10 protein-coding genes and 1 riboswitch are annotated in these 10742 nt (G+C 72.4%); of the genes, 5 read left to right on the top strand and 5 right to left on the bottom strand.

The window, feature by feature from the left end:
* Positions 1–17: 17 nt before the first annotated feature.
* The 4 genes from IC607_RS04040 (at position 18) to IC607_RS04025 (ending at position 1919) form a co-directional block, all read left to right on the top strand.
* Positions 18–620: a 1-acyl-sn-glycerol-3-phosphate acyltransferase gene (locus IC607_RS04040; RefSeq protein ID WP_191785680.1), complete on the top strand. Its 603-nt coding sequence runs from the start codon at positions 18–20 to the stop codon at positions 618–620.
* Between the two features lie 33 nt (positions 621–653).
* Complete coding sequence (locus IC607_RS04035; protein ID WP_191785679.1) at positions 654–824, top strand: CsbD family protein; 171 nt, start codon at positions 654–656, stop codon at positions 822–824.
* Positions 825–1116: 292 nt separating this feature from the next.
* Positions 1117–1191: riboswitch (cyclic di-GMP riboswitch) on the top strand.
* 16 nt (positions 1192–1207) lie between these two features.
* Positions 1208–1351, top strand: coding sequence for a hypothetical protein (locus IC607_RS04030; protein ID WP_191785678.1), 144 nt, complete (start codon positions 1208–1210; stop codon positions 1349–1351).
* A gap of 190 nt (positions 1352–1541) precedes the next feature.
* Positions 1542–1919: an SHOCT domain-containing protein gene (locus tag IC607_RS04025; RefSeq protein WP_191785677.1), complete on the top strand. Its 378-nt coding sequence runs from the start codon at positions 1542–1544 to the stop codon at positions 1917–1919.
* Positions 1920–1981: 62 nt separating this feature from the next.
* Here the strand turns inward: IC607_RS04025 and IC607_RS04020 are convergent, their stop codons facing one another.
* On the bottom strand, positions 1982–4531 hold the full coding sequence (locus tag IC607_RS04020; protein ID WP_191785676.1) for a flippase-like domain-containing protein: 2550 nt from the start codon (positions 4529–4531) through the stop codon (positions 1982–1984).
* Positions 4532–4688: 157 nt separating this feature from the next.
* Between IC607_RS04020 and IC607_RS04015 the strand changes: the two genes are divergently transcribed.
* Positions 4689–5285, top strand: coding sequence for an HdeD family acid-resistance protein (locus tag IC607_RS04015; RefSeq protein WP_191785675.1), 597 nt, complete (start codon positions 4689–4691; stop codon positions 5283–5285).
* 72 nt (positions 5286–5357) lie between these two features.
* Here IC607_RS04015 and IC607_RS04010 read toward each other — a convergent pair whose 3' ends face one another.
* The 4 genes from IC607_RS04010 to IC607_RS03995 form a co-directional block, all read right to left on the bottom strand.
* Positions 5358–6959 carry an HNH endonuclease gene (locus IC607_RS04010; protein WP_191785674.1) on the bottom strand — a complete coding sequence of 534 codons (1602 nt, stop codon included), beginning with the start codon at positions 6957–6959 and terminating at the stop codon, positions 5358–5360.
* 111 nt (positions 6960–7070) lie between these two features.
* Complete coding sequence (locus IC607_RS04005) at positions 7071–7874, bottom strand: CPBP family intramembrane glutamic endopeptidase (RefSeq protein ID WP_191785673.1); 804 nt, start codon at positions 7872–7874, stop codon at positions 7071–7073.
* A 91-nt stretch (positions 7875–7965) separates the two neighbouring features.
* Positions 7966–10506, bottom strand: a complete 2541-nt coding sequence (locus tag IC607_RS04000) for a heavy metal translocating P-type ATPase (RefSeq protein ID WP_370525991.1) — start codon at positions 10504–10506, stop codon at positions 7966–7968.
* Entirely contained in the window at positions 10503–10736 is a 234-nt protein-coding gene (locus IC607_RS03995) for a heavy-metal-associated domain-containing protein (RefSeq protein WP_191785672.1), read from the bottom strand. The genes IC607_RS04000 and IC607_RS03995 overlap by 4 nt, the downstream gene beginning before the upstream one ends.
* Between the last annotated feature and the right edge of the window lie 6 nt (positions 10737–10742).

Raw genomic sequence — 10742 nt, 5'->3', positions numbered from 1 at the left:
TCGCCTACCCTCCTTCCATGAGCCTGCGACGCACCGCCGCCCGAGCGTTCTGGCGCTTCAGCCGCTGGAAGCTGGTCACCGAGCGGGTGCCGCGCGACCAGGCGGGCATCCTCATCGGGGCCCCGCACACCTCCAACTGGGACTTCGTGCTGATGCTGGCGATCGCGGGCGAGGCGGACCTCCGCTTCAAGTGGCTCGGCAAGCACACCCTGTTCAAGCGACCGTTCGGCGGCCTCATGCGGGCGCTCGGCGGGATCCCGGTGGACCGTCGCGACCCCGCGGGCCTGGTCGACGAGCTGACCGCCCGCATCGCGGAGGCCGACGGCTTCTACCTCGTCGTGACGCCGGAGGGCACGCGCAGCGGGTCGGGCTGGAAGTCGGGGTTCTACCGCATCGCGCGCGCAGCCGACCTGCCCGTGACCCTCGGCTACGTGGACCGGACCACCATGACGACCGGCCTGGGCCCGACCATCCGCCTCACCGGTGACATCCCCGCGGACATGGACGTCGTGCGGGCCTTCTACGCTGACAAGGCCGGGTTCGCGCCGTCGCGGCGCACAGAGCCGCGGCTTCGTGAAGAAGTGCCGGTTCAGGATGCGGGAACGTCGGACCCGTCGTAGGGTCAAGGCACCGCAAAGGAACGGAGGCGTGACATGGGTCTGGGAGACAAGATCTCGAACGCGGCCGAGGATGCCAAGGGCAAGGCCAAGGAAGCTACCGGCAAGGCCACCGACGACGAGAAGCTCGAGGCGGAAGGTCAGGCCGACCAGTCGAAGGCCGATCTGAAGCAGGCGGGCGAGAAGGTCAAGGACGCGTTCCACTGACCGACGTGAGGTAACTGACGGGCGCGCCGGGACGGTGGGATGCAGGACCGGCGCACGCGCCCCATACGCTCAGGGCCCTACCGCTTGCGGAGGGCCCTTTGCGCTGCCCGGGGAACGCGTTCGCCTGCAGGTATGACGCGCGACGGGTGGCGCCTTGAGCGGCCGATCACCCGCCGATAGCGGGTCGCAGGCGTCGCCGTCGGAGGCGTACGGGTGAAATGGACGGATGTCCGAATTGCCCCGGGTGCGGCCTCTTCCTGACCACCTGGTCAGTGGGGTAATGTCCCACTTGTCAGCGAAACGGCAAACCCTCCGCAAGGGGGAGACGCAAAGCCACGGGACCCACGGGGTCAGCCGGGCCACCGAACAGACAGGACACCGGCATGGACGCCACTGGATACCCCGCCGAGCCCACCGAGGCCACCCCCGCCGTCATCGGCCGCACCGCCGCCTGGGGTGCGATCGCTGCTCGGCTCCGCACGGTCGACTACATCCCGTCGCAGCGCGAGGACGCGGCCGCCGCCTGAGACGGCTCGCACGCATCGAGGAGCCCCGAACCGCGAGGTTCGGGGCTCCTCGCGTCTCTCCTGGTCATCGCGCTGCGGCGTCGCGGCCCGACGCTCGCGGAGCCTTCTGTCCGCTGCGCACGATCTGCGTTAATCTCAAGCGACCGCGGCGCCACACGAGGCGACGCTCGCACGCTTGAGAGAAGGACGCATGGACAGCTTTTGGGACTGGTTCGGGCTGCTGATCTGGTGGTTCCTCTTCTTCGCCTACCTGGTGATCCTCTTCCAGATCATCGGTGACCTCTTCCGCGACCGCGAGCTCGGTGGCTGGGGCAAGGCGCTGTGGATCATCGGCCTCATCGTGTTCCCGTTCCTGGTTGCGCTGATCTACGTCATCGCGCGCGGCAAGGGCATGGCCGAGCGTCAGGTGGCCGCCGTCCAGACGGCGCAGAAGGACACCGAGACGTACATCCGCTCGGTCGCCGGCAAGTCGGCCACCGAGTCGATCGCCGACGCGAAGAAGCTGCTGGACGCCGGCGCCATCAACGAGGCCGAGTTCGCGCAGCTCAAGGCCAAGGCGCTCGCCTGACCTGATCTGCCATAGGACGAAGGCCCGGTCGCGTGTCGCGACCGGGCCTTCGTCGTCCCCCGTCAGAGCTCGCCGCTGCGCTGCAGCACCCGCATCGCGATCCAGCCCATCGGGATGCGCAGCCAGTAGGTGACGACGCGGAAGAGGATCGCGATGGACGTCGCGATACCGAAGTTGATCCCCGTGACGGCGGACAGGGACGCCCCGAGCGCGGCCTCGATGGCGCCCATGCCGCCGGGGGTCGGCACCATCGACCCGGCGGTGTTGCCGGCCAGGTACACGATCGCCACCTGGATGAGCGTGGCGTGCTGCCCGAACGCCGCCAGGCACGCGTCGAACGCCAGCACGTACCCGAGCGTCATGAGCAGGTTGCTCCCGATCGCGAGCGCCAGCCGCCAGGGCTGACCCAGCACGGCGATCAGGCGCGGCCACGTCTGGCGCAGCGTCGGCATGATCTTGGCCAGCACCCACTGGCGCACCGAGGGGATCAGCAGGGTCGCGGCGACGAGCGCGGCCACGATGCCGATCGCCACCAGCACGGCCGACGAGATCGGAAGCGCGGACTCCTGGTTGCCGGACGCGATCGTCAGGACCAGCAGCAGGCCCAGGGTCACGATGAGCTGGCTGACCTGCACGAGCGCCACGGTGGCGCCGGCGAGGGTGGCGCTCACGCCCCGCCGGGTGAGCATGCGCAGGTTGAGCGCTGCGGGGCCGATGCCGGCAGGGGCGGCGAGCGCGACGAAGGTCGCCGCCGTCTGGACCAGGATCGCGCGCCACACGGGGATGCGCACCGGTGAGAAGGCGACGATGGCGAGCGCGGCGCCGACGAGCGTGAGCAAGCCCAGCAGGAACGCGAGCACGCTCCAGCGCCAGTCGCTGTCGGCCACGGCGCTCGTGATCTCGTCGAGGTTGATCTGCGTGACGATGAACAGGACCGCGAGGATCGGGACGACGATCGTCAGGACGGTGCGCAACCCGAACCGAGTGAGCTGCAGAGGCTCGACGTCGGCCTCTGGCAGCCGGGCGACGAGCGCCTCACGGAGCTCACCGAGGACCTGCTTGTGGGTGCGCAGCTCGTCGCGTGTCTGACGCGGCAGCGAGATGGTCTGGATCAGCGGGCCGATCGCCGCGACGTCGTCGTCGGACAGCACGCCCGCCGCGGACTCGAGGGCCCGGGCGGCACCCACCCGCAGGGCCAGCAGGGCGAGCATCTGGCTCACGTCGATGCGTCGCGCCAGGTCCGACGAGGCGACGTACCCCTGGTCCCAACCGGTGAGCCACACCACCGGACGGCCCGCGACCGACTCGACGAGCACCGAGTCGCTGGTCAGGCTCCGATGCGCGATGCCGGCCGCGTGAGCGAGCGAGAGCTGGGCCCACGCCTCAGCGAGCAGCTCGTCCGTGAGGTCGCCGGGCTCGACCTCCGCCAGCGGCACCGCCCGGTGCGGCCGTGACTGGACCAGCAGCATCGAGTCCTCGGCCTCGGCGACCGCGAGGAGCTGGGGGGTGCGGACGCCCGCCGCACGGGCGGCGTAGCTGAGCAGGGCGGTGCCCTCGGTGGCCTGCCGCAGCGAGACGACCGAGCGCCCCTCGAGCCCGCGCAGCCGCAGCGACCGCCACACCCGGGCCAGCATGCCGACCACCTGGCGGTCGCCGTCGATGACGAACAGGTCCAGGTGCTCGCCGTCCTGCGTGGTGAGCTCGTACGCGCGGTAGCCCGACGAGCGGACGAGGGCGCGCGCGGCGGCGTCGTGCGTCGCGCCGGCCTCGTCGCCGTCCTCGTCGGGCGTCTCCGGCACCCGGCGAAGCCGGGCGGGTTCGAACCCGGCCCGGCGCACACCCGTGACCAGCGAGGCGCCGTAGGCGCGCTCGGAGCGGACGCCCGACAGGAAGCGGACGGCCAGGCCGGCCACGCGGCCCAGCAGCAGGGAGACCGCGAGCCCAGGCAACGAGACCTGCGCGGTGATGAGCAGGACACCGGTGACGACCCACACCGCGTTCCACGACCAGGCCACCGTCCGGCGTCGGGACCGAGGACCGGAGACCGTCAGGAGCGCGGCGAGCATGGCCAGGTAGCCCGGCAGGACCACCGTCCACGTCCCGTTGACCGGGACCGACATCCCCAGGACCAGGTTGTCGCTGCCGACGTGGTGCAGCAGCCACAGCACGACCTCGTTGAGCGCGACGGCCGTGACCGCGGCGGCGAGCGCCTCCAGCACCTGCCTGCCCAGCCGGCGCACGGCCAGCTCGGTCAGCACGGCGATCGGCACCAGCAGCGTGACCAGGCCCTCGAGCACGGTCACCGGCACGACGAGGATGTTGCGCAGCAGGGTCGCGAAGCCCTGCACGTCCTCGGCCACGCCCGTGGTCGTGTGCTGCGCGTAGGTGGCCAGCAGCATCACGACCACCGCGCCGAGCGCCGACAGGATGGTGCCGATCAGGTCGCTCGGGTGGTGGACCCGTGCGGCGGGGACGTCGTCGCGCATCACCTCGAGCGCGAGGGTCGGCGCGTCGGGAAGCGTCGGGTGCGCCGGAGCCGGCTCGGGCGCGTCGACCGCGTCGACCGCGGCGTCGGCGGCCGCGCGACCAGCGGGCGGCGGCGTCGCGGACATAGAGGCGAGTGTAGGCAGGCCGGGTCGAGCCCGCCGGTGGCGACGCGGCATTCCGGACGCGATCTACGGCACACGAGGTGGCGCGCCCGCTAGCGTGTGGTCCTAGGCGGCAGCCCGTGCCGGCCAGGACGACGAAGGACGACGAGGAGAACCGCTCATGGCCGACACGACAGTCAACGAGGCCGTCGCGCAGGTGCGGCGCTACTGGTGGATCCCGGTGCTCCGCGGTGTGGTTCTGCTGATCCTGGGTCTGTTCATGGTGTTCCGTCCGTTCGACACCCTGACCGCCGTGGTGTGGCTGTTCGGGATCTTCGTCGTCGTCGACGGCGTGCTGGCCATCGTCAGCGCGCTCCTGGACCGCAGGGATGCCGGCGTGCTGTGGCCGACGGTGGGCGGGCTGCTGACGATCGCCCTCGGCGTCGTGCTGCTGGTCTGGCCCGGCCCGACCGTCCAGGTGCTGTTCTACTTCGTCGCCTTCTGGGTGATCCTGCTGGGCGTCATCGGGATCGTGGCGTCCATCGTCGCGCACAGCCACGACAACCCCACCTGGTACTTCCCGCTGACGCTCGGCCTGGTGAGCCTGCTGATCGGTCTGCTGCTGGTCACCAACCCGCAGACCTCGATCGCGGTGGTCATGCTGCTGCTCGGCATGTTCACGCTGGTGGGCGGCGTGGTGCTGCTCGTCGGCGGGTTCGCCGCACGTTCCCTCGCGAACCGCATCGCGGCCGACGGCCCGACGATCATCGAGGCCTGACCCCGCGCTGCCCGCCGCAGCTCCTCGGACCGCAGCGCCGGCGGCCGGCGACCCGATCCGGGTCGTCGGCCGTCATGCTGCGTCGCGCCAGTCGGTCGTCAGGCTCCCGAACATCGCCTCCACGGGCGTCCAGCTCTCACGATCCAGAACGGCAGGGTCGAGAACGGCAGGGTCCAGAACGGCAGGGTCGGACCGCGGCAAGAAGGCAGGTGTCGGCGGGTGGGGAGCTCGACTCAGGTACGTGTGACCGGTCGGGGTCCGGGTCTCGACGGTGTGACGCGACAGAGGCGCTGGCGGACCGGCTCTGAGGCGCTCCGCTGGTGTCCGCCCGGCGACCGGCTCGGAGCGGGCGGAGGCGGCGGCGGCGGACCAGCCGGGGGCCTCCTTGGCCAGGTTGCACGCCACGCAGAGGCCCTGACCGTTCTCGGCACTCGTCGGGCCGTTGCGCGTGGCCGACTCGACGTGGTCGAACTGTCGGATGGGCGCACCGCACCACGGTGTGCGGCAGATTCCCTGGTCCCGCAGCCGCAGGAAATCCGCGAGCTGCTCGGGATGGAAGCGCCCGCGCGAGCTCATCGCCACCAGCTGACCCGCGGGGTCGGCGTACAGGCGTCGTAACCACGTCGCGTCGATGTCGATGCCCTGCGCGACCAGCGCACGCGCCACCTCGGCGGGCACCACGCCGCCGGCCGTGCCGCCGCCCTCGACCACAGCCGGTTCGTGCCCGCCCGCCAGCAGTGCGGCGTCGCTCATCACCAGGTTCACGGTCACGGGGACTTCAGACGCGCGCGCCTGTCCGGTGATCCGCTCGACGAGGGTGTCTGCCATGAGCTGCCCGCGACTGCGTGGGTCACCACCCTCGGCCGCCGTGGCAGCATCGGCCGCTCGCTGGAGGGCCGCGAGCGCGGCGACGCCCTGCGCCATCGGGAGCAGCGCAGTCAGGTAGGTCATCGTGTCCGGCGCCGGTCGCAGCGTCACGCACCGCTCGCCTTCTGCTCGTCGGGCGCGCTTCACCACGGCGGCGGGGTCGAGCCGGGCCGCGTGCCGACGCGCGATCGCGACGAGCTGCCTCGTGCCGATCCCCTCGAGCGTGCCCGGATCGGCGCACATGAGCCGGTCGACCTCTCGGCGGTCCTCGACCTCCAGGCACGCCGTCTCTTGGACGAGCGTCATGGCGCGGTGCTCCGACAGGCGTCCGTCGCTCAACGCGTCGAACATGCACGGCATCTCGCTCAGCCAGACCTTGGCAGCCCCGAGGAGCGCCGCAGCGCGGTGCGGCGACTCCCGTCGCGCGAGGCCGAGCTGTGACGCGACGCCACGCCCGCGGTGTCGGCTCGGGACGCCGGCGTGCATCTGGCGATCACGTTCGGCCTGCTCGAGATCGACGGCCAGCGACGCCTGCAGCGCGCTGGCCACGGACTTCAGCTCCTCGAGCGCGCGCAGTAGATCGATCCGCGCCGCGCCCGGATCCTCGTCGTCCTGCGCATCGAACCGCCCTGCCGCAGGGCTGCCCCCGCCCCGAGACCCCGCACCTGCCGCGATCGCGGCCCGCATCGACCCGAGCCACCTGGCGACGAGCCGACCATCCGCCACCGGCTGCGAGGCAAGCTCGAGCCCCGCACCGTTCTCGGCGTGGAGCGGGCCGCGAGATGCGCCCGTGGTGGTCGTCGTCACCCCCACAACCTATCGAACACCTGTACGAATTGCCAGTCTTGTCCCATTCTGCGGACGGCGAGGTTCGACGGTGCGCGCCGCCGCGTTCCCGCACGTGCGGGAGGTGTGAAGTCAGGACAGGTGGAGCGAGTCCCGGATGTGGGCCGGGAGGAGGGAGTAGCCCACGAACACGGTCGTGTCCATGACGGTGTGCGCGATCACGAGCGGCATGACGCGCCGTCTGCGCCGGTAGTACTCGGCGAACACGAGCCCCATGACGGCGTTGCCGACCAGCGCACCCCAGCCCTGGTAGAGGTGGTACGCGCCGCGCAGCAGTGCGCTCGCGGCGACGATCATGGCCGGGCGCCAGCGCAGGTCGCGCAGCCGCTCCATGAGGTAGCCGACGACGATGACCTCCTCGAGCAGCGCGTTCTTGAGCGCCAGCAGGATGAGCATCGGGACCGTCCACCAGTACGCGTCCAGCGCACTGGCCTGCACCTGCACCGCGAATCCCATGGCCCGCGCGGCGGCGTAGAGGCCGAGCCCCGGCAGGCCGATCAGCGCGGCGAGACCCACCCCGATCCCGAGGTCGCGCAGGGGCCGGGAGAGGTCGAGGCCGATGCGCCGTACCGCCGACCGGCCGTTGGCCGACAGCAGGTACAGCGCGAGCGCGACCGGCACCAGCGCGAACGCGATCGACAGCACCTGGTAGGTCAGGTCGAGCCACGGCCGGGGCGACAACGTCGGGTTCAGCGTCGTCGACTGGTCCGCGAGCGGCGGGCCTGCCGTCAGGCGGTCGACGATGTTCACGACGGCGTAGACGGCCGACCGCCCCAGCGACAGCCCCAGCACGATCCAGATCTCGACCGTCAGCCGCCGCCGCACGGCACGGTCGGACGGCTGCGGAACCTTGTCCTGCGCCAGCTGCTCGGTCACGCGCCGCACCCTAGTCCCGGACCCTGGGGGAGATCTCAGGGTTCTCCCCGATGTCGTCCAGCGTCTCGGACTGCCGCCCGTGGTCGTCCTGCTAGCGGAACCGGCGCAGGCGCAGGGAGTTCCCGACGACGAGGACGGACGACGCCGCCATCGCAGCCCCGGCGATCATGGGGTTGAGCAGCCCGAACGCCGCGAGCGGGATGGCCGCGACGTTGTAGCCGAACGCCCAGAACAGGTTCTGGCGGATGATCGTCAGCGTCCGCCGCGACAGCCGGACGGCCTGCCCGGCGGAGCGTAGGTCGCCGCGCACCAGGGTGATGTCGGCGGCCTCGATCGCGACGTCGGTCCCGGTGCCCATGGCGAGGCCGAGATCGGCGGTGGCCAGCGCCGCGGCGTCGTTGACACCGTCTCCCACCATCGCGACGCGGGCCCCCTCGGCCTGCAGCCGGCGCACCACGGACACCTTGTCCTCGGGCAGCACCCGCGCGACGACGTCGTCGATCCCGACCTCGCGCGCCGCGGCCTGCGCCGCACCCGGGTTGTCGCCCGTCAGGAGCACGGGCCGCAGGCCCAGCGCGCGCAGCTCGTCGACCGCCTGCCGCGACGAGTCCTTGACGGGGTCGCGCAGCACGACGACCCCGCGGACGGAGCCGTCCCACGCCACCATCACGGCGGTGGCGCCGTCCGCCTCGGCCACGTCGAACCGCTCCTGCAGGGCGTCGCTCGCCAGGCCCTGGTCGCGCAGCCAGGTGGGGCGCCCGACGAGGACACGGCGGCCGAGCCCGACGCCCGAGTGAGCGGTGCGGACGACGCCGCTCACGCCGCGGCCGGCCTCCGCGCGGAAGTCGTGCACCTGGTCGGCGCCGATCGCGACACCGTCGGCGCCGGTCGCCTGGGACGAGTCCTCGCTCGGAGCCGAGTCTCCCGACGAGCCGTCCGCGGCAGCTGCGGCGATCGCGGCCGCGATCGGGTGCTCGGCGAGCTGCTCGACGGCGCCCGCGAACCGCAGCACCTCGTCGGGCGCCGCACCGGGAGTTGCCAGCACGTCCACCACGGCCATCCGGCCCTGGGTGACGGTGCCGGTCTTGTCGAGCACCACGGTGTCGACGGCGCGGGTCTGCTCGAGGATCTCCGGGCCCTTGATGAGGATGCCGAGCTGCGCGCCGCGACCCGTGCCGACCAGCAGCGCCGTCGGCGTCGCGAGGCCCAGGGCGCACGGGCACGCGATGATGAGCACCGCGACCGCGGCCGTGAACGCCTGCTGGGCGTCGGCCCCCGCGACCAGCCACGCCACCAGCGTGATCACCGCGAGCACCAGCACGATCGGTACGAAGACCGCCGAGATGCGGTCCGCGAGCCTCTGCACCGGCGCCTTGCCGGTCTGCGCGGTCGCGACGAGGCGGCTGATCTGGGCCAACCGTGTGTCGGAGCCCACGGCCGTGGCCCGCACGACGAGCGAGCCCGACGTGTTGATGGTCGCGCCCGTGACCTCGTCACCCGGGCCGACGTCGACCGGCACCGGCTCGCCGGTGAGCAGCGACTCGTCGAGCGCGCTGCTGCCACGTACCACCACGCCGTCGGTCGCGACCTTCTCCCCGGGCCGCACGACGAACTCGTCGCCGAGCGCCAGCCGGTCGACGGGGACTCGCTGCTCGACGCCGTCGACCAGCAGGGCCACGTCCTTCGCGCCCAGGTCCAGGAGCGCCCGCAGCGCGTCACCGGCCCGACGGCGCGAGCGGTGCTCGGCGTAGCGACCGGCCAGCAGGAACGTGGTGACGACGGCCGCGACCTCGAAGTAGAGCTCGGGCGCGGCGCCGTCGTGCGCGGCCCGCGGCCACAGCGACGGGGTCATGGTCATGCCCAGCTCGCCGGCGCCGCCGAAGAGCAGGGCCCACAGCGACCAGCCGGTCGCCGCCGTGATGCCGATGGACACGAGCGTGTCCATGGTCGACGCGCCGTGCCGTGCGGCCCGCACCGCGGCGCGGTGGAACGGCCACGCCGCCCACGTCGCGACCGGCAGCGCCAGCGCCGCGACCACCCACTGCCAGCCGGTGAGCTGCAGGGCCGGGATCATCGAGAGCGCGACGACGGGGACGGTCAGCGTCGCGGCGACGACCAGGCGGCGGCGCAGGTCCGCACCGCGTGCGTCCGTCGGCGCCGACGTGTCGTCGTCGGGGTCCATGTCGTGCCCGGGCGCCATCGAGTGACCGGACAGTGCGTGCTCGTACGGGTCCATGCCGGTGTGCGCGTCGGGCTCGTGGTCGTCGTGAGGGGCGCCCGTGGGCTGCGTCTGCGCGACGTGCGTGACGCGCGCGTCGTAGCCGGCGGCGCGGACGGCCGCGACGAGGTCGTCGACACCCGCCGCGCCCGACGGGCCGTCGGCCGTGTCGTCGTCGGGCAGTCGCACCTCGACGCGCGCCGACTCCAGCGGGAGGTTCACGGTGGCGGTGACGCCGGGGAGGCGGCCCAGCCGCTTCTCGACGCGCGCGACGCAGGACGCGCACGTCATGCCCTCGACCGCGAGGTCGACGACCGCGACGGGTGCGTCCGAGACGGGTGCGTCCTCGGGCGTGGCAGCCTGCGCCGGCTCGGGTAGGCGGTGGACGCTGGGGTGGACGGGGACGCGCCTCACAGCAGCGACCTCCGCGGGGTGACGGCGTACCCGGCCTCGTCGACGGCCGCCGCGACGTCGTCGTCCGCCAGGGGTCCCTGCGACGTGACGGTGACGCGCGACGACCCGCCGACGACCAGCTCGATCGCGACGTCCTGCACGCCGGGCAGTGCGGTCAGCTCCGTGGTGACGTGCTGCACGCAGTGGGCGCACGTCATGCCGTCGACTCCGAAGGTGGTGGTCTGGCTCATGGTGCT

The sequence above is a fragment of the Cellulomonas sp. JH27-2 genome (genome assembly GCF_014837175.1).
Taxonomy (GTDB): Bacteria; Actinomycetota; Actinomycetes; order Actinomycetales; family Cellulomonadaceae; genus Cellulomonas.
The sequence above is the reverse complement of the archived record's forward strand: the minus strand, read 5'-3'. Positions and strand labels throughout refer to the sequence as shown.

Bases quoted from the DNA above. Each gene is read 5' to 3' on its own strand.
- IC607_RS04040 (WP_191785680.1), top strand. From the start codon at position 18: ATGAGCCTGCGACGCACCGCCGCCCGAGCGTTCTGGCGCTTCAGCCGC.
- IC607_RS04020 (WP_191785676.1), bottom strand. From the start codon at position 4,531: ATGTCCGCGACGCCGCCGCCCGCTGGTCGCGCGGCCGCCGACGCCGCG.
- IC607_RS04030 (WP_191785678.1), top strand. From the start codon at position 1,208: ATGGACGCCACTGGATACCCCGCCGAGCCCACCGAGGCCACCCCCGCC.
- IC607_RS04015 (WP_191785675.1), top strand. From the start codon at position 4,689: ATGGCCGACACGACAGTCAACGAGGCCGTCGCGCAGGTGCGGCGCTAC.
- IC607_RS04035 (WP_191785679.1), top strand. From the start codon at position 654: ATGGGTCTGGGAGACAAGATCTCGAACGCGGCCGAGGATGCCAAGGGC.
- IC607_RS03995 (WP_191785672.1), bottom strand. From the start codon at position 10,736: ATGAGCCAGACCACCACCTTCGGAGTCGACGGCATGACGTGCGCCCAC.
- IC607_RS04025 (WP_191785677.1), top strand. From the start codon at position 1,542: ATGGACAGCTTTTGGGACTGGTTCGGGCTGCTGATCTGGTGGTTCCTC.